The sequence below is a fragment of the Luxibacter massiliensis genome, from assembly GCF_900604355.1.
Taxonomy (GTDB): domain Bacteria; phylum Bacillota; class Clostridia; order Lachnospirales; family Lachnospiraceae; genus Luxibacter; species Luxibacter massiliensis.
This window is the reverse complement of the sequence record NZ_UWOE01000002.1, coordinates 238,788-258,751: the sequence shown is the minus strand read 5'-3', so window position 1 is coordinate 258,751 and position 19,964 is coordinate 238,788. Positions and strand designations below refer to the sequence as shown.

Annotated in this window: 17 protein-coding genes; all 17 read right to left on the bottom strand. The window is 46.5% G+C overall.

Annotation, left to right across the window (positions count from 1 at the left end; translation table 11 throughout):
- Positions 1-24 precede the first annotated feature (24 nt).
- Entirely contained in the window at positions 25-1,347 is a 1,323-nt protein-coding gene (locus EFA47_RS19150) for a glycine/sarcosine/betaine reductase component B subunit (protein WP_122644776.1), read from the bottom strand.
- The gene (locus EFA47_RS19145; RefSeq protein ID WP_122644775.1) at positions 1,344-2,687 is read right to left on the bottom strand and encodes a glycine/betaine/sarcosine/D-proline family reductase selenoprotein B; all 1,344 of its coding nucleotides are present in this window, start codon (positions 2,685-2,687) and stop codon (positions 1,344-1,346) included. The genes EFA47_RS19150 and EFA47_RS19145 overlap by 4 nt, the downstream gene beginning before the upstream one ends.
- 136 nt (positions 2,688-2,823) lie before the next feature.
- Entirely contained in the window at positions 2,824-4,209 is a 1,386-nt protein-coding gene (locus EFA47_RS19140) for an APC family permease (protein ID WP_164690072.1), read from the bottom strand.
- Positions 4,210-4,276: 67 nt separating this feature from the next.
- Positions 4,277-5,758, bottom strand: a complete 1,482-nt coding sequence (locus EFA47_RS19135; protein WP_122644773.1) for an aldehyde dehydrogenase family protein — start codon at positions 5,756-5,758, stop codon at positions 4,277-4,279.
- Positions 5,759-5,818: 60 nt separating this feature from the next.
- Complete coding sequence (locus tag EFA47_RS19130; protein WP_235853384.1) at positions 5,819-6,682, bottom strand: riboflavin kinase; 864 nt, start codon at positions 6,680-6,682, stop codon at positions 5,819-5,821.
- A 27-nt stretch (positions 6,683-6,709) separates the two neighbouring features.
- Positions 6,710-8,053, bottom strand: coding sequence for an APC family permease (locus tag EFA47_RS19125; protein WP_122644772.1), 1,344 nt, complete (start codon positions 8,051-8,053; stop codon positions 6,710-6,712).
- Between the two features lie 109 nt (positions 8,054-8,162).
- Positions 8,163-9,110, bottom strand: coding sequence for a sugar-binding transcriptional regulator (locus tag EFA47_RS19120; RefSeq protein ID WP_122644771.1), 948 nt, complete (start codon positions 9,108-9,110; stop codon positions 8,163-8,165).
- Positions 9,111-9,231: 121 nt separating this feature from the next.
- The gene (locus EFA47_RS19115) at positions 9,232-10,263 is read right to left on the bottom strand and encodes a zinc-dependent alcohol dehydrogenase (protein WP_122644770.1); all 1,032 of its coding nucleotides are present in this window, start codon (positions 10,261-10,263) and stop codon (positions 9,232-9,234) included.
- Positions 10,264-10,278: 15 nt separating this feature from the next.
- A complete protein-coding gene (locus EFA47_RS19110) occupies positions 10,279-11,082 on the bottom strand; it encodes a class I fructose-bisphosphate aldolase (protein WP_122644769.1) in 804 nt (267 codons plus the stop codon).
- Positions 11,083-11,522: 440 nt separating this feature from the next.
- Positions 11,523-12,182: a V-type ATP synthase subunit D gene (locus EFA47_RS19105; RefSeq protein WP_122644768.1), complete on the bottom strand. Its 660-nt coding sequence runs from the start codon at positions 12,180-12,182 to the stop codon at positions 11,523-11,525.
- 47 nt (positions 12,183-12,229) lie between these two features.
- On the bottom strand, positions 12,230-13,600 hold the full coding sequence (locus tag EFA47_RS19100; protein ID WP_122644767.1) for a V-type ATP synthase subunit B: 1,371 nt from the start codon (positions 13,598-13,600) through the stop codon (positions 12,230-12,232).
- Positions 13,601-15,367, bottom strand: coding sequence for a V-type ATP synthase subunit A (locus tag EFA47_RS19095; protein WP_122644766.1), 1,767 nt, complete (start codon positions 15,365-15,367; stop codon positions 13,601-13,603).
- A gap of 22 nt (positions 15,368-15,389) precedes the next feature.
- Positions 15,390-15,710 carry a V-type ATP synthase subunit F gene (locus tag EFA47_RS19090; protein ID WP_122644765.1) on the bottom strand — a complete coding sequence of 107 codons (321 nt, stop codon included), beginning with the start codon at positions 15,708-15,710 and terminating at the stop codon, positions 15,390-15,392.
- A complete protein-coding gene (locus tag EFA47_RS19085; protein WP_122644764.1) occupies positions 15,703-16,674 on the bottom strand; it encodes a V0D/AC39 family V-type ATPase subunit in 972 nt (323 codons plus the stop codon). The genes EFA47_RS19090 and EFA47_RS19085 overlap by 8 nt, the downstream gene beginning before the upstream one ends.
- Positions 16,675-16,778: 104 nt before the next feature.
- Positions 16,779-17,372, bottom strand: a complete 594-nt coding sequence (locus tag EFA47_RS19080) for a V-type ATP synthase subunit E (RefSeq protein ID WP_122644763.1) — start codon at positions 17,370-17,372, stop codon at positions 16,779-16,781.
- Between the two features lie 76 nt (positions 17,373-17,448).
- On the bottom strand, positions 17,449-17,925 hold the full coding sequence (locus EFA47_RS19075) for a V-type ATP synthase subunit K (RefSeq protein ID WP_122644762.1): 477 nt from the start codon (positions 17,923-17,925) through the stop codon (positions 17,449-17,451).
- Positions 17,926-17,927: 2 nt separating this feature from the next.
- Positions 17,928-19,940 (bottom strand): V-type ATP synthase subunit I, encoded by a 2,013-nt coding sequence (locus EFA47_RS19070; protein ID WP_122644761.1) that lies wholly within the window; start codon positions 19,938-19,940, stop codon positions 17,928-17,930.
- Positions 19,941-19,964: the final 24 nt, after the last annotated feature.

Here is a 19,964-nt window from a genome sequence, read left to right as displayed (position 1 = left end):
ACAAGTGTTTCCACCTGTGTATTCTTAGTACTGTTCTGCAAAAAGGGTACTGGCCCCGGACTGGTTTCCTGACAGATAAAAATGGGTTGTCTGTTCGAAAGCCAGCGCTTTGTCTGAGGGAGGGAAAAAACCGCCGGACTCTTTATTCAAGCGGAATGTCCTGCCTCCGACTACCCTTTCCACATCTGGGATCGTATAAGGTTTTTCTATAGAACCAGCGCTGATGACTGCATCCGCCTCAGGTACATCATCTACAAGAAGAATCCCTTCTGTGCCGTCCACGCCTCCAAACTCAAATGTAATCGTAGATGTCTTAATATTATGTTTCTCAGCACACTGAATCGTCAGCATTCCGTCGACTGCTGCATTCCCGCCGCCTTCCCACGCCATAATCAGGCCGTCTGCTTCCAGAAACTGGGCAACCTTCACCGCAAACTGGGCGCATCTTGTTTTATGCCAGTTGGATGGATTATGGCTTCTACCAAAAATCACCCCCCGGAAATTAATTGTCTTTCCATGCTCTTTATATAATTCCAGAAGTATAGGATTATTCACATATAAATAGGTCGGAACTTTAAAAGCAGGCCATACATAATTTCCACTGACTATACAGCCATCCATCATTTCGTTGGGATGGATAAGTGTCGGTACAAGATTGTCTATCGGATGGCCATAAATAAATGTATTGGAATAAGGGCCCTGGTTTTGGGAATTCCATACCAGGACTACCCCCGGTAGTTCTGGGTTAACCTCATCAATAGAAAAAACTTCACTGGAATCTGGCTCCATATCCTTTGTAACCGAGGCCAGATACGTGGAGATCCTGATTCCAATATTGCGGATTTCACTGTCATATTCAATAGAAGATTTCCCCTCATTCAGCTCATAGAGTATGACAAAATTGATCGTCTTTGCAAAAGGCGTCATCCCTGAAATTGGTCCTGTCATATCCATAATCGCATCCCTGGGATATAAAAGTCCTGAACTCGCACTGGATTCATCCCAGGGCAGGGCCGCACTTTCCATCACCGCAAGACCTGACAGCAGATTTGTGGTCCCGCTTCCAACCATATGCGGATCCCCAAAATATCCTGAATATTGGATTCCCTCTCCTTCCACCTTCAGCATTGGCTGAAGAGTATCCAATAGATGAATAATTCTGGTATTCTCACCAGGCTTTACAATCTCAAAACCTACACTTTTCACTGCCTTTAAAAGAGGCCGGATCTCTTCTTTTAACGCTTCCCTGGAAATAGTAAGTACCCTATCCCTAAGTACTGTCTTTTCCCCAAAAACAGCATCCTTAACTTCAAAATACTGCCTTTTTAACTTCTTTTCCATTTTCATGGCTGCTCCCCCTCCTTTTCATCATCTACTGTGAACAATGTAGGCTTCTCCACGTCCTGTGAAAGAGCCTCCAGGCACTTCTCAATAATTCTTCCTCTATATGCCTTTTCACGTTCCAGGGGCAGAGACGGATTTCCACTTGGGGCAGTAAAATCCCCTCCAAAAACGATGCGGTTAGCACCGACGCTCAGAGCAATTGACGTAAATGCAGTGATATGTACATTGGGAATCCCTGCGCGGTCAAGCTCCTTTGCTACCGTTGCACAGCAACGGGTACAGGTGCCTCAGGTGGAAGTAAGGATAGCAGCACCCACACCGGAATTCTTCAGATCCGCCGCAATACTTTTTCCCATCTCCTTACTTGTCTCAACATTTGTCCCAACACCACAGGTTGTATAGAAATACTGGGATACCCCCCTAATCTTTCCCTCCCTCTCCAAGTGGCGCATTGTGTCCAGTGGTATGAGCCTGTGGGGGTCATCACTGGCATCTGTGGTGTCATAACCACCATGGATAGATTCATAGATACCTTTTTTCAGGCTCTCAATCCCTTCTATGTCATATTTTCCATAACTCACGGAGAATGCCTGTTTTAATTTATCAGGATTCCCTATTGGTACAAGTCCCCCTGTGGTAAATAAAGCAACTGTGGTACTTCTTAGATCCTCCACTTTTGCGGCGGGAGGAACCTGCTCGAATTTACGCAAAGGTACCTCTGTCTGATAGGGACGCCCATAGAGTTTGTCAAGAAGTATATCTGTCACTCTCCTTGCCCCTGTTTTTTCATGATACTCATTGTATCGGTGTCCAGTGGGGAGATACCCTTCTTTCCCCGCCCCTAAAATCTTTTCTCCCTTTGCCAGCTTTAATGCCAAAGCCGCCAGCTTAGGAAGAGATTTACGCATCCCGCTTGCTGTCTCTGTTGTAGAGATAATATAATTATCTCTTCCATACATGCCTACCGCAGGGTTTTCCCACCACATTCCAGTTACACTGGGGATACCCAATTCCTTTTTTACATAATCACACATCTTAGCGCACGCAACTCCATAACGGCCTGCGTTGAATGCCGGTCCAGCCACAAACACATCCGGTCTGGCCGCCACAATCTCTTCTTTAATTAGAGGCAGGATCTCCTCAAATTTCGCTTCTGTATTTATAAAATTATCTCCACATACAAGAACCTTTACCACCTCCATCTGCCCCTTCCACATTGGTTCCACTCCCATGGCCGGCCCTCTTTTTTCCCCATAAACGCTCAGTCCTACATCCGCCATCTCTTCTCCGCCGATTCCGGCATAAAACTGGTTAATGTAGTATACTGCCCTTAATTTTCCCATATTTACGTCCACTCCTTTCGCTTTACTCAAGGAACAAAATATTATACCCAAAGGGCATGGACTGAAAAACCCTTTGGCGCGAAATTATATTTTATTTACCTATTAGTTTTTATTCTCTTTCTATCAGAGCGCCAGACTAAGACACTTTATCCTTTATCACACACTTTACGCCAAAAATAATAAGGCCAATGACATACCAGCCTGCTGCCATAATATAAGAAGCCGCCCCTCCGTCCCCAAAATAGAGGAGTACAAGCGTTGTCAAAACAATCAAGAGTGTCGCTACTGGAAATATCATCCCGCCAGGAACACAAAAAGCTCCCTTTTTCGTAATACTCCCTTTTTTTTGCTTAATCCTTAGCACAATCAGCGTCACTGCGATAATCGTAACTGCAACTGCAGAACAGATAGACCCCATGTTAATCAGCACCTGAATCAGATCTGGCTTTAAAGTGAGGACTGCCGCGACCCCACATACTAGTGTCAGCGCCGGCACTGGAGTCTGTCTCTGGGGATGGAGCTTTGTAAATATTTTTGGCAGGAACCCGCTCCTGGCGACCGCCCTCACCGTCCTACTGGCGTCAAGTACAAGAATACTCATATTTGTCATCAGGGCAAGCAGAGCTCCCAGCGGTACAATAGAGACAGCCCACGCATATTTCCCTGATAAGGCCTTACTAAGTGCATAGGACAGCGGGTAATACTGCCTCCCGGGATCGGTGAGGAAATCCTGAACCGGAGCCATACGAAAAGTGGCCAGAAGGATCAGGCTGAACATCAAGAGTGTCAGGCTGACTGCCGTCGCCATAATCCTCGGTATATTTTTCTTTGGATTCTGAATCTCCCCGGCAAAAGATGCCACTGCAATAATAGAACCATAGGAGAGCATTGCAATAGGAACGCCTGCCGCAATACCCATGCCCCCCATTGTTCCTCCCACAAAAGGCTGTAGATTTGCATTATCCCCATTTATCAATCCCAGTATTACATAAAATCCCAAAATGAACACCAGACAGAGTGTCAGCTTATTATGAATTTTTCCCATGGCATTTATACTCTTTGCATTCAGCCACCATACAATAAAGATCCATACCAGCGGGATTATTCTCTGCATCGCCACACTATTTTTTACAGCCGGGACAAACTCCTTAAGATACGTACTTACACAGATTGCCGCAAAGGCAGTTCCAAATACAGTAGAATTTAACCATGACCAGGCCGCGGCCCATCCTGCAAAGTCCTTCATCCTCTCTGTTTTGCCGATAACCTCATGGGGGTACACATAAACCCCCCCTGATTCGGGGAATGTTGTTGCCAGCTCCGATACATTCAGTGAATATAATAGCAGCACCCCTCCCGCGATTATCCATGTAAAGATTGCAGATGCGCCAGCCATCCCATAGGTGACGCCGGAGAGGGTAAAGATTGCACTGCCCACCATACCCCCTATCGCCATTAATATACACGCTTTCGGAGAAAGTCCCCCTTGCTTGTTTCCATTCTCTCCCATTGTTTCTGACAAGTCTCCTTCCTTACGTCCCTATTCCCTTTATTTTTTTCCGCGTATGCAGTGCACACCAGTAACTCTCTTATGCCGGTACATTATCCTCGGCTGTATCAATAAAAATTGTTTTTGAAATCATATACTTATGGATGCCTGCCACGCCAAGCCCACTTTCTTTCCAGCCTGTTCCCGGTGATTCTGCCATGGCCTTGCTGAAATAGGAGTTTACATAAATCTGCCCTCCCCTTATCCCCTTCGCAACACGCATACTTCTTTTTGCATCTCTTGTAAACACGCCCCCTGCAAGTCCAAATTTGGTTGCATTTGCAAGGGCAATCGCCTCTTCCTCGGTCTCAAAAGGTGTCACGCACAGAACCGGCCCAAATATCTCCTCCTGAAAAATCTCCATATCTACAGCCACATCTGCAAACACAGTTACAGGAACAAAATTTCCTTTTCTCAGTTCTTGGTCTTCATAAGGCTTACCTCCACAGATCAGGCGTGCCCCGGCCCTTTTCCCTTTTTCAATATACTCCCACACTATCCTGGCATGTTCTTTGTGTATGAGTGGGGACAAAGTTGTTTTGCGGTCAAACCCATCCCCCGGGACAAATTTTTCACATTCTGCTTTTAGTCTCCCCAAAAATTCTTCATAAATATTTTTATGTAAAATGAGCCTTGTTCCTGACACACAAACCTGCCCGGCATTTAATGTAAATGCAAACCTTGCCCATTTTACTGCTTCATCTATGTCCACATCGTCAAAAATAATATTAGGACTTTTCCCTCCTAATTCAAGGGCAATATCCTTAATTGTATCTGCCGAAGCTGTAATAATGCTCTTCCCAGTATCTGTCCCTCCTGTCATGGCCGCCATGTCTACAAGAGGGCTTTGCACAAGGGCATTTCCAATCAGGGAACCAGAACCAGTCAGCACATTCACTACTCCCTTCGGAAAACCGGCCTCGTCAAATACCTCTGCCAGAAGCAAAGTACTTAAAGATGCCCACGAAGAGGGTTTTACCACCACCGTATTCCCTGCCGCTAAAATTATAGAAAGTTTCTGGCAGCCCATCATAAAGGGCCCATTCCATGGCAGAATCTCCGCCACAACACCTACGGGTTCCCACTGCACGATATTTAGAGTTTGATTATCAATTGGCATTGAACTTCCTTCCAGGCACCTAGCCTTCCCCGCCGCGTATTCAAAAGCATCAACCCCCTGTGCCGCCTCATAGTAAAGTGCGCTTGCATACAATTTTCCACATTCCATAGTCTCCGTGGCTGCAAACTCTTCTTTACGTCTATCCAATATCCTGGCCGCTTTTAGGAGAAGTTTACTTCTTTCCTTTGCCGGCATCCTTCCCCAAGGACCGTTGTCATAAGCCTCCCTTGCACTACGGACAGCTTCCTCCACTTCTTTTATACCGGCTCTATATGCCTTGGCAAAGAGTTCGTTATTTACTGGATTAATGATATCAAATGTGCGCCTTTCACCGGGTACGACAAATTCACCATTAATGTATAGCTTATATGGCTCCTGCTTAATATATTCCTGCGGTCTCATATACAAATCCTCCTTCCGAAAAGGAGGGGCATTTCAAGACTGCCCCTCCCTGATCTTAAACTATTTGGCCAGGAAATCGAGAAAGTTCTTCACCTTCTGCAAATCTTTCTGTACCTGCTGCTGCACTTCTTCTAAATTATTAAATTTCTGAACGCCGCGAATAAATTTATGTACCTCCAGCCTGAATGGTTTCCCATAAATATCCTGTTTAAAGTTCAGCAAAAAGGCTTCAATTGTAATGTGGTCATTATTATCAACAGAGGGCCTCTTCCCAATATTCGTGAGACTCTTCCAAGTGCCTCCTGCCACATGCCCAAGTGTGGCGTATACGCCGCTGTCCGGTTTTAACTTATTGTTCGGCACACCCACGTTGGCCGTGGGCATCCCCACTGTCCTGCCCAACGCTTTGCCATGGACAACCTCTCCCATCATAATGTATGGATGGCCGCACAGGTCTGCCACTTTCTCATAATCTAAAGCATCAAATGCTTCCCTGACCCGCTCTGTAGTGATTAGGCCTTCTTCATCCTCTACATTTTTTACGGTTATAACTTCTATCCCACAGCTGCTTGCCGCTGCCCGCACTGCCTCTAAGTCCCTGTGGCTTTCACCTACAACAAGCGCTTTTGCCCCCAATGTTCCCGCCAGGATTTCCTTTACAGTTTCATCTGTGGTATCTCCCTCATTTTCTGCAGAAACAAATATCTCCGCTCCTGTATCCTGGAAAAGGAATTCTTTTTCCCGCTCTGTTGTAAGAACCTCCCCTTCCTTCCTGAAACTTACAATCACAGATGTGAGGTTTCTCCGCGCCGCCTCCCTTGCAAGTGTCTGTGCAACCTTTAAATGTCCTCTGTGCACAGAATCAAACGTTCCAAAAGCTATACATGTATTTTTAAGTTCTCTCAATTCACCGATATATTTCATGCCCTGCTCCCTCTCTGTCTGTATATGTTATTTCTTCACTCTCATATTAAAGATAATGATTCCTACAATATACCATACTGCCGTGAACACCCAAATCATCCAGCCGCCTTTAATAATATCAGGGATATAGCAGCAAATAATCAGCGCCAGAGCAATAACGGGAAGCCCATTACCTCCCGGCGCCCTAAACTCGCCCGGTTTTCTCTCATGGGTCTTTCTCGCCACAATCAGTGATATACAGTTGATAGAAATCGTCACAGATGCAAACAGAGCCGCAAATCCTACAATAATCTCCGTCTGTTCAGGGAAACAAGAGATCACCGCACTGACAGCAGCCACTACTACGGCTGAAAATGCCGGAACCCCCGCCTTGCTGTTCTCTCCAAGCTTTGCAGGAAGAATGCCGTCCTCGGCAGCCGCCTGCATAGCCCTGGATGTCAGTGCCATAACAACCAGCATAGTCGTAAATAAAGCCAGAGTCGCGGAAATAGATATAACTTTCGGAAGCCATGTAATATGGGCCAACTTTGTAAACGCCGCCGCATAAAGCGGAATATACCTCATGCCAGGATTTTCACTCAGAAAATCAGCACTTACCAGGCCAACTGTGGCCAGGAGAACACTTAAGAACAGACATACCACCACAATCATTGCGATCAAAATGGACTGTGGAACTGTCTTATTCGGATTCTTTACCTCTGAAACCATAAAAGCCATCGCCACAATAGAACCATAGGCAACCATGGCAGTCGGAACTGACCCAAGGAATCCCCCTGCCCCTGAAACCCCCTGTGTAAAAAATGGAACCAACGTACTCCCGTCCCATGCATCGCTGCAAAGTCCAACCCCCGCGTAAATCAGCATAGTCACGGCCAGTACAAGTACCATTACAGTATTTGCCTTTCCTGCAATAGAAAATTTAATACAATTCAAAACTAATATAATTGCCACGGATCCTATAGCTAGTGGAATCTGTTTATCCGCAAATACTGGGAACCCCGCGCCAAGATATGTTCCCACATAAATTGCAGCAAATGCAATTGCAATCACATTGGCATTGATATATCCCCATACTGAAATCCAGCCGAGCAGCTTTCCAGTTCTCTCATTCTTTGAAAATGTCTTTCTTGGAAACACAAACACGCCGCCCGATTTAGGGAAAATCGTGGACAATTCTGCAACAATTAATCCGTATCCCAGCATAATCACGGCTGCAATTACCCATGTCAGGAGGGCAGCCGGCCCTGCTTTATAAATTGTAAGGCCAGAGAGAGAAAAAATTGCACTCCCAATCATACCTCCGGCAAGCATAGTCACACATGTGACCAAACCAAGAGAGCCGCCACCATTATTGTTATTATTATTCGCCATAAACCTTCACGCATCCCGCGATTTTTTACGCGGAATCCCCCTTTCTTACAAACCGCCGGATGCCATGAAAATTGAAACTGTGAATTAGAAAAATCCAAGCATCCAGCACCTACAGCAACTCTTTTGCAGTTTGTAAGTCAGTTATCAGCACATTGACATACCCACCTTTTAAGGCCGCCCTGATAGCGTCCTTTTTTTCCAGTGAACCTGCCACCCCGATTCTCACCGGTATTTTCATATAATCATCCAGGGAAATAGCAATAATCCTGTCGCTAAAAGGAGGAATTACGACCTTTCCTTCTGCGTCAAAGAAATGTGTGCATACCTCGCCTACAACATTCTTCGCCCACTCAGCCTGCTTTGCATCATTGGTATCATAGAGTGAAACCATGTGTTTCCACTGGCTTTTTGCCGTACCGATTCCCACAACGGCAATATCGCACTTCTGGATCGTGCCATAAGCTTCTTTATAATAAGGCTCCTCTGTCAAGGCCGTCTTTAAATCCTTATTTTTCACGATAACAGGTGCATACAGACGCGATGTCCTGGCATGGAATTTCTCCGCAAACCGGTAAATTACTTCATCAACGCCCATATTCCCTTGTTCTTCACTCGTATTTCCTATCAATTGAGTAACAGTAATATTTCCATTCCGCTGGTTTCCCGGTATACTGTCAACCAGTGCAGACGTTGCCCGCCCCCTGGTAAATCCTATGATGGTATTGTTCTGTATCAGCGTCTGCAAATATCTGCCTGCCGCATCGCCAAGCTCACAGTATATGTTTTCTTCGATTATATTATCTACCAGTCTGACTTCCTTTAATTGAAATTTCTGCTCTATTCTGTTCTCTATTTCAAGGTTGCTCTCATCCATGTTCTCAATCGTGATTTTTACAATTCCAAGTTCTACACAGGCCTTTATGATCCTGTTTACCCTTTGGCGGGACATCTTCATCTTTTTTGCGATTTCTTCTTGTGTCAGTCCGCCCTTGTAATAGTAAAATGCCACACGTCTGTATTCTGTAATCTGTTCTTCTGTCATGTTTTCTTTTTTCATAAATCTACCTCTCTGACACCTAAGTTATTGTGATAGATTTATTTTACTCTGAAACACTCTTTAAGTACAACCTTGATTCATGCCGTTTTGCCAGTTTTATGACCTTTCCTGGCTTTTTTTGCTATGGCCGGACGACAATCCGGTATGTATCCGGGCGGATCGCCTCCTCAAACGCCCTGTCCACCTCTGCAAGAGGAACTTTGTCGGAGATCAGTTCTGATACATCGATCAGTTTGGAGGAAAGAAGTTTTGTCGCAATCAGAAAATCTCTCTTCTGGGGGTTCACTGTACCTGTAATAATCTGTTCAGAAGAATGCACCTTATTTGGACTTATCTCAATAGGTTTATCTGGATGGAAGGATGTATAGAACACGGTCCTGCCAAGCTTACCTGTCATGTCAACTGCCTGCTTGGCCAGCGCTGCTGCCGGAACAGTACAAAACACTGCGTCCGCTCCTCTTAAGTCAGTAAGTCTTCTTACTTCCTCAACAGCATCTGTCTTTTCAGAATGAATCAGCACATCTGCCCCCATTTTTTCTGCAACCTCAAGACGTTTTTCATCTACCTCACAGGCAATCACCCTGGCCCCTTTGAGTTTAGCAAGCTGAATATGGAGGGCGCCCATGATTCCGATTCCAATTACTACCACGTCATCCCCAAGTTCAATCTTTCCATTTTCAATACTGTGCACACAACATGCCAAAGGTTCAGATAAAGCTGCATGGGATAGGTCAATATCGTCTGCCATCTTATACACATCCGCAGCATTTACCATCATGTACTCTGCCAACCCTCCCGGCCCCATAGCGCATTCCTGTGTCTCGGCGATAAAGGACTTCATACACTGATTTTCATGTCCATTTCTACAGTAATAGCACTCACCGCAGGAATTCAGCAGGCGGATGGCTACTTTATCTCCTGGCTTTACGCCCATAACCTTATTTCCTGCAGCTTCTACTGTCCCTGCCGCCTCATGTCCTCCTGCGAAAGGATAGCGGTTCATCACGCCATTATAAACTCTCTGCTCCAGCGTACAAATGGCGCAGGAATCTACCTTTACAAGAACCTGCTTTTCGCCCGGCTCCTTCTTCTCAGCTTCATGAAAAACAATTTTTTTCGTGTCCTCCAGAACAGCTACTTTGAATGTTGACATTTTCCTCTCCTCCTTCTATACCGTATATGTTTTATTCATTTCCTTCATTGCCGCTTCAACACTGCAGCCCTCATGGATCAGCTTTGCAATTGCTGCAGCGTATCCTACCGGATTTTCATCTCCCCAAATATTTCTTCCCATAGCTACTCCAGCTCCGCCCACTTCCATGGCATCTTTGATTTCCTGAAGAAGCTGGTCTACCGGAACCTTCTTTGCTCCGCCCAGAATTACAACAGGTTTATAGGTTGCCTCCACAAGAGTTTTAAAAGATTCCTGATCCCCTGTATAATTTGTTTTTACAAAATCAGCCCCCAGCTCCACGCTCTGGCGGCATGCAAATATCAAATTCTCTGGTGTCCTGGAATCATCTGCCGGCTCAAATCCCCTGGGAAGAGCCTCCGCCAGTACCGGCACCCCCCATCTGTGGCAGTCCATACATACTCTTGTGAGATTACTCAGTACCTCGTTCTCAAACTTAGAGCCGGGAAAACTCATTGTTATCACAGAATCCGCCCCCATCCTTACAATGTCTTCTGCATTGAGGGTAATCTGCATTGGTTTGGATTTATCTCCGAGAAAGGATACTCCTCCATCTATCCTGACAATAATCCCCTTTCCAAGGAAGGAATCTGTCAGGTGTTCTGCCATGCCCGGAGTGGAGAGAAATGCATCTGCCCCTGCTGCCGCAATCTCTCTCACTAATTTCTTAGGATCTGCCAGGGCCGGTAATGTATTGAAATTCTGTGCATGATCCATAGCCATAATGAAGGTTTTTCCGTCAGGCTGGATAATATGATTCATTCTTGCTGTTGTGTTCATAATTTTCTCCTCTTTCTTTTTAGATTGTTACATATGTAATATATATGATTCATTTGTAACTTTATGCCAACTTTACTACCCAACGTTACTTTTGTCAATAATATGTGATATATGTAACTAATTTTTCTATATATTGCACAATCCTGAATATGATTTTTTGTAGTATTTTACAATTAACCTTTCTCTTTCAGATGGCATATTAAAATTTTATATAAAGAAATATGGAAAGCATATACTTGCATATCTAGGCCTGTCCGCTTAACCCGTTGCCTGTGGGAATAAAAAAAGCGCGTATCTTGGAATTATTGCATCCAAAATACGCGGGATAATTAAAAAAATGTCTGTTGTCCTGCCTAAAAAAAGAAAATCCCCCCACTCACGCCTCTGGGGCATGGAAGTGGGAGGGATTTCCCCAATAGATAAATTTATAAATCTAAGTCCTAAGCCTGCTCTTTATAATGATGGGCCTCCTCAAGCATCATATCCTTCACTTTCATCAGACGAATCTGTGTGCTTCTCTCATTTTCATCTAATTTCATGGTTATATACTTGATATTTTTTTCTGTCTCAGGAATGATGACATGCTCCAGGGCATTAACACGCCTTCTCGTCTTCTCAATCTCTGCAGCCATCAGCTGGCATGCCTTTTCACACTCAGCCAGCCGCATCATATCTGGAAGAATATCCGCCAGAGATTTGACTGCGCCATCCAAATCACTGGATGTAAATGCAAATCCATAGGAATAGATATCATTCTCATCCGCTGTCCTGGTCTTATAATCAAAGGTCGGTATATTTACACTCATTACATTCTGTTCCCCTGGCACCAGGTTAATTTCTTGTTTAGGTGCCATAAGGGCCGTATTGAGCGCTGCTTCTGACATGCCGGCTTTTGCGATGACGAAGTTCTTGTTGGCAGAGAGGATCCCCTCCTCCACCCGCCTGCGCACTTCCATATTCTCCCGAACCAGATCCAGATACTGGCGCATCAGTTCGTCACGCTTATCCTTTAATAATTTATGGCCTCGTATGGCTGTAATCCGTTTCTTCTTCAGTCGGGTCAACTCCATACGGGTTGGGTTTACCTGTGTGGACGCCAAATATACTCACCTCTCCTTCTGTAAATACTGCCCATTTTCCCTACAGCCTATCCTTCATAGTACTGATCCAGGAACTTATCGTCAATACGTTTCAATTCCGTCCTTGGCAGCATGGAGAGTAATTTCCATCCAATATTTAAAGTCTCTTCGATTCCACGGTCTGTGAAGTATCCCTGGGATACATATTCTGCCTCAAAAGCATCGGCAAACTTTGCATATATCAGATCAATATCTGTCAGAGCCGCCTCTCCCAGGATTACCATCAGCTCCTTAGCATCCTTTCCACGTGCATATGCCGCGAACAACTGGTTCATAGTGTTGGAATGATCTGCACGGGTCTTGCCATCACCGATACCCTTATCCTTCAGACGTGACAATGAAGGCAGGACATCCACCGGAGGCGCAATGCCTCTGCGGTACAAATCACGGCTCAAAATAATCTGTCCCTCTGTAATATACCCTGTAAGGTCAGGAATAGGATGTGTCTTGTCATCCTCGGGCATTGTCAGGATTGGTATCATCGTGATACTTCCTTTCCTGCCGTCCTGCCGTCCTGCTCTCTCATACAGGGAGGCCAGGTCCGTATACATATATCCAGGATAACCACGCCGGCCCGGCACCTCCTTGCGGGCAGCGGAAACTTCACGCAGGGCATCTGCGTAGTTCGTAATATCAGTCAGAATTACAAGGACATGCATATCCTTCTCAAAAGCAAGGTATTCTGCTGCTGTCAAAGCCATACGGGGTGTGGCAATTCGCTCTATAGCCGGGTCATTGGCCAGGTTCACGAACAGCACTGTCCTGTCAATGGCGCCCGTCTCCTTAAAACTCTCAATAAAAAAGTTGGATTCCTCAAATGTAATACCCATAGCCGCAAATACAACTGCAAAGTTCTCGTCTGTCCCAAGAACCTTGGCCTGTCTTGCAATCTGTGCCGCAAGCTGGGCGTGGGGCAGGCCGGAAGCTGAGAAAATGGGAAGCTTTTGTCCGCGGACCAGAGTATTCAGTCCATCGATGGCAGATACCCCTGTCTGGATAAACTCCTCAGGGTAGCTTCTGGCAGCCGGGTTCATAGGCAGGCCATTGATATCCATGCGGGCATCTGGAAGAATATCCGGCCCCTCATCAATGGGTCGGCCCAAGCCGTCAAAAACACGGCCCAACATATCTTCTGATACTCCCAGCTCCATACTGCGTCCCAGAAACCTTACTTTACTGTTGGAAAGATTAATTCCTGTAGCACTTTCAAATAACTGTACAAGAGCATCATTTCCATTAATTTCCAACACCTTGCAGCGCCGGGTCTCACCGCTTGCAAGTTCAATCTCTCCCAGTTCGTCGTAGGAGACATTCTCTACACCGCGCACCAACATCAGGGGGCCGGCCACTTCCTGTATTGTTCTATATTCTTTTGGCATTTAGAGGTCCTCCTTCCCTAATGTATTGGCAATCTCCACATGAAGCTCCTTCTTCACCTCTTCATATCCCTGATCCAGCTCATCCTCAAGAGTATACTTGAAACGTCCAATCTGCTCACGCACTGGCATATTAATCAGCTTCTGCAGGGAAGCGCCTTCTCCCAGGGCCTCCACAGCCTGCTCATAGAAAGCCATAACCAGATTCATCATCATATGCTGTTTTTTCAGTGATGTGTAGGTATCCACCTCGTGGAATGAGTTCTGATGCAGGAAGTCCTCACGGATTGAGCGTGCAGCTTCCATCTTCAGGCGGTCACTAGGTGAGAGTGCATCCATACCTACCATTTTAACGATCTCTTCCAACTCTGCCTCTTCCTGGAGAAGAGTCATCATTTTCTGGCGGTTTTCCATCCAGTCAGAAGCCACCTGGGTATTAAACCACTTTTGCATATCATCCAGGTATAAGGAATAACTGTTCAGCCAGTTAATAGCAGGGAAATGCCTTTTATATGCAAGGGCAGAATCCAACCCCCAAAATACTTTTACAATACGCAGTGTTGCCTGTGATACAGGTTCCGAAATATCTCCTCCCGGAGGGGATACGGCGCCGATAACAGACAGGGCCCCTTCTCTTCCCTCTTTACCTAAAGATATTACATGTCCGGCACGCTCATAGAACTGAGCAAGACGGCTTCCAAGGTACGCGGGATAGCCTTCCTCACCAGGCATCTCTTCCAGACGGCCTGACATTTCACGGAGGGCCTCTGCCCAGCGGGAGGTGGAGTCAGCCATCAAAGCCACTGAAAATCCCATATCCCTGAAATACTCAGCAATGGTGATACCTGTGTAGATAGATGCCTCACGGGCCGCAACAGGCATATCTGAGGTATTTGCGATGAGAACAGTCCTCTGCATCAAAGACTGGCCCGTCTTAGGATCCTTCAGCTCTGGAAATTCATTCAAAACGTCTGTCATCTCATTTCCGCGCTCACCACATCCTATATACACCACAATATCTGCCTCTGCCCATTTAGCAAGCTGATGCTGGATCACTGTCTTGCCGCTCCCAAATGGTCCTGGTACCGCAGCCACGCCTCCCTTAGCTATGGGGAAAAATGTATCTACAACTCTCTGGCCTGTTACAAGGGGCATTTCCGGTGGAAGTTTCTTCTTATAGGGACGCCCTTTGCGGACCGGCCATTTCTGCATCAATGTAAGTTCCTTGTCCCCCTGCGGTGTCTCAACAACAGCGACTGTCTCCTCCACCGTAAACTCTCCGGCCTTAATCTCTTTAATCTTGCCCTGGACGCCATATGGCACCATGATTTTCTGCTGGACAACGATTGTCTCCTGCACTGTCCCTATTACGTCTCCGGCTTCCACTTCATCGCCGGCAGATACGGTGGGAACAAACTCCCACTTCAGATCTCTTTTCAGTGAAGGAACCTCTACGCCCCTCTTAAGATTATTACCTGAAACCTTCATGATATCATCCAGAGGCCTCTGGATCCCATCATAGATACTAGTAATCAAGCCAGGCCCCAGCTCTACAGACATAGGTACTTCCATGGACTCTACCGGCTCTCCCGGCCCCAGTCCCGATGTCTCCTCGTAAACCTGTATTGAGGCCTCGTCTCCATGTATCTCAATGATTTCGCCAATCAGTCTCTGATTGCTTACACGAACCACGTCAAACATGTTCGCGTCACGCATTCCCTCTGCGATAACCAGAGGGCCTGCCACTTTTTTAATTGTGCCCGTACTCATTTCGACGAATTTACCACCTTTCTTACTCCTGTGAAAACAGGATATCTGATCCGACTGCCTGCTCCACAGTTTTCTTTACGCCTTCCACGCCTGCCCCTGTGTTCCCCGAAACTCCTGGAATCTGTATAATTGCAGGCAAGGTCTGCTCCTTATATTCTTCGATCACTTCTGTCAGCTCTGCCGCAACGGCTTCCGTAATATAAATAATCCCATACTTTCCGGCTGCAAGCTGCCTCAGCTTATCCCTGGCTTCCTCCCGGCTGCGGACAGGGCAGATGCTAAGGCCCAGGGTTGCAAACCCGTAAATGCTGTCATAATCGCCAATTACTGCAATCTTATACATACATCTCCCTTATCCTTTCCCGAATCGCACCCTCCGGAAAATCATTCTGCTTTCCGGTCAGGATAATCCGAACTGTCTTTATCTCATTCTCTCTGGCCAGGACATAAGCCACCAGAGGGCCCACAGAAAAAGCATTGTATTTCTGAGGCCTGATTGTTTCCATCATGCGGTTGTCACACCAGCGTTCAAAGGCTGACGGTGACTCCTCCAGTGCAGCGGCGCCCTCTGCATATGTGGTGCCTGACAGATAATCGCGTATGGCATCCATGCCGCTTATGGCCGCCTTTGCAAGCTGCTCCGTGTTCACACTCTGGCAGGGCGCCATGGCCCGCTTCATAAATTCCGCAGATTTCGCAGTTTTCTGCGCACGCACGGCAATCTTAATGTCGGCGATTGCCACGGTGGACTCTGCATAATTCTGGATAATCTCATCCTTCGCCTTCTGGCCTGCTTCATAAATCGCCTCCAGGGCCGCCCTGTCAATTATAATGTCACAGAGCTGGCCATCCCGTGTATGAAGCAGTGTGTCATATGCTTCAGAGGCTGCCTCCCCCATTTTCCCCGGCAGGCGGTGGAACTCTTTATTCCTGACAATCTGAAGCATTTCCTGTCCTTTTATAGAACAGTCGTCATAAAAAATATTCTGGTTCTCCACTTCTGTGCAGACTTCTTTAATTGCAGCTTTCAGGTTATGGAACAATTTGGGATAAGAAAGGACATCAAACACAGACAGATCTGGAGCAACATCGCCAATCACTTCCCAGGTCCTTTCCTCTTCTCTTTTCAGCATATCAGAAGCGTCCATAGAGCCTGTCCCGTCCCCCCAGCCTTTTTCGTTCAAAAACTGCAGGCACTGCTCCTCGTCTGAGCAGGCTAACAGCCGCTCAATCTCTGTACTGGAAAACAGCGAAGCCTCCAAAGCACGTATACGCGCAACGGCGTAAGTATATTCTAAATCATTCAAGACTAACCCTCCTGCCTATGCAGCCAGATAAGCCAAACCCGCCCCGGCTGCAGACACATCCTGGCTGTCCGGCAATACCCTTGGGCCGGCAGCACAGATGTTCCTTATGAAAATAATAATCCGTGCACTTTATCGGACAGCTCATCTCTCTGTGCATCAAATAATGCCTTTATTGTACAGTTCTCTTCAATCCCGCCATAAACAAGGATAAAGCCTCCGTCTATATCTCTGGCTTCCCTGGACAATTCCAGGACGCCGCCTTTTTCAGCGGCAGCCTTCTGAATCTCCTGCTCAAACCCTTTAGGCATTCTACTCAGATCTCTGTCTGAAAAATATATTACGCCTGACTCCGGCAGCACATATTTTATAAGCATTCTGCGGACCATATCAAAATATGGCTCCCCGTCCAGGCCTATGACTCTCTCATATGCCTTGGCCAGCACATCTGCTATCAGTTCCTGTTTTGCCCCAAGAACTGCCTGCTTGCGCTGCATCTCGCAGGAGGACGCCACCCTTTTTTCATAGTCCTTTACCTTCTCCTGTGATTTGCCGGAAATCTTCTCAGCCTTTGCCTCCGCCTCGGCCCTGGCTTCATTTAAAATCTCTTCAGCCTTTGCCTTTGCTTCTGCGATTTTCATTTCCGCTGAGTGGGACGCCTCATCCAGAATCTGACTTTTCATTTTGTCTAATCCACTCATCTATTAGCTCTACCTTTCTTCTTTTTACATAAATCCAATATCAACTTCCTGCGATATGGCTGCAAATCCGGGCAGATTAGACCTGAATCGCGCTGACTGCCAGGATGGAAATCAGAAGTGCCAGAATCGCGTATGTCTCAACCATTGCCGGGAAAAGCATAGCCTTACCAAACTGGTCTGGCTTCTTTGCAATAATGCCGATTGCGGCTGCCGCTGTCTTTCCCTGTGATTTCCCGGAGATCAGCCCTACAATACCGATGGGAAGGCATGCTGCAAGAATCAAAAGTCCTGTCTGTACAGATACCTCCGCCATGCCGCCGCCTAACAGTCCAATTTTAGAAAGTGTGATAAACCCTACCAGCAGTCCATAGATACCCTGTGTACCCGGAAGAAGCTGAAGGATCAGCACCTTGGCGAATTTACTCGGATCCTCTGACACAACTCCAGACGCAGCCTGCCCTGCAATACCTACCCCCAAAGCGGAGCCTGCCCCTGCAAGAAAAACTGCCACTGCTGCACCCATAAGCGCATAAACAATACCTAACTGACTCATAACTACATTTCCTCCTTAATATCTGCATATTTTGTATTTTCTTTAAAGGGATTAAATGCACGTCCCCCGCCCTCATAAAATTTTCCAAAAAACTCTACGTATTGGAGACGGTTTGTATGCACATAGGCCCCCAAAAGGTTAATCGCTAAATTAAATATATGGCCTACTACAAAGGCAAAAATAAAGAGTATCACTCCAAATACACTTTTTCCGCCCATACTGCCCATCTGGTTTACGACAGATGCAATAACTCCTGTTGCAAGTCCCAGCGCCAGAAGTCTTGAATACGACAATACATCGCTCAGCCAGCCTGTCACATTGTAGAGGTCATAGGCTCCCAACGCAATCCTCAGGCCAAAGTTCTTGTTCGCCCGGCCGGACATCAGCACAATTCCAACTGCCCCAAGAATCGCCATCCATTTGCCCAGCGCATTCACTGCAGGCGGGAAGACGATCTGAGCCTGTGCAATTGACGCAAAAATATCACTCGGAAGCAACATAATCAAAAGGCCGATCAAAAATACAAACCATAGTATTACATCACAGAAAAAGTCCATATATTTCTTATCCCTAAGGCACATATACCCTTTAATCGCAAGTCCGGTAAACAGGTGGATCGTACCAAACAGCATGGAATAAACCAGAAGTTTCATCGGGTTATTCAGCGGTACAAACCACAGGGCCGGTATACTGACCTTTTTATCAAAAAATGTCTGTGAGATTACATCTACCACATCGCCAAAATATCCTCCAAACATGATACCCCAGAATAACGTAGAAATACCACACCAGAAGAATAGCTGCAGCGACTTCTTCATACTGCTCGCCATCCTCGGGAACTTGAGTATCAGTATGCCGCATGCTATAGAAACAATCGCCCCATATGCGGCGTCTGACAGCATAAGTCCAAATAGAAAAACATAAAAGACTGCCATGATGGCCGTGGGGTCTACCTCTCCCTTGGCAGGAAGCCCAAACGCCTCAAGCACGCCCTCTGAGCTGGCCGCAAACTTATTGTTTTTAAGAAGGACGGGCACATCCTCATCCTCTGTAGTATCCTCAATATCCACGACACAGTCGTATTTGCCGGCAAGGCTTTTCTGTAACTTTGGCACGGACTGTTTGGGTACATACCCACTCACCAGAAATGTCCTTTCTGACTGTGGCAGCTGTCCCAGTACTTCATACTTTTCAGCGCGGATCCTGTAATAGTCAGCAATCAGCTTTAATCCCCCGCGGTCTGCCGCCATGGCAGAGATTTCTTTCTCCAGCTCTGCAATCCTGCTGTTAATAGCTGCTATCTCCCCTTCCAGCTCCGCCTTTGCCTCAGCAGGCACTTTATCTGTTGTCTGGGTGGGTTTTGCAAAACCAGCTGCCCTGAGGACTTCCTCAGCATGGGCCTCATCTTCCCTAAGACAAAATACTGCTACATATGTGGCGTCCTGTTCTGAGAAAATGACATGGACATCGGCTTTTAATTCCGCCTTCCAATCTGCCAGCAGGGCGTACACATCCTCCAGGCCCAGCATACCAGGCAGGGTTCCAAGCAGCATAGTGATATGCTCTGTCCCTTTAAAATCCATGGGGACATCTAAATTCATCCAGGGGTTCAGTGCTTCTATCGTGTTCTCAATCTTTAGTATATTCGCCTTTTGCTCTGCCCGCTCCTTGTCCAACATTTGGATCTTCTTGGCCGTCTTTTGCAGCCTTTCCCTGTCAGCGACCACTGACTGATACTTCTTCTGGTCAATCAAATCCTTACCTGCCAGAGAGGAGAGCATAGACTGTTTCTCCGGCGCATACTGTCCCAGTATGTCCAATGCCTGGTCAGCCTGCGAGGCTGCTTTCTCAAAGCTGCTTTTCGCGTTGGCTGTATCCATCCTGTGGAAATCCTCATCCTCATCCAGCACATGGCTGACTTCCATGACTCCCATGCTCTGAAGCTTTTCCAGAATTGCCTTTCGGTCTTTCTTCAATGCGCAGATACTAATTCGCTGCATCTGCAATACCGCCATAATACCATCCCTCCTTTATCTCGC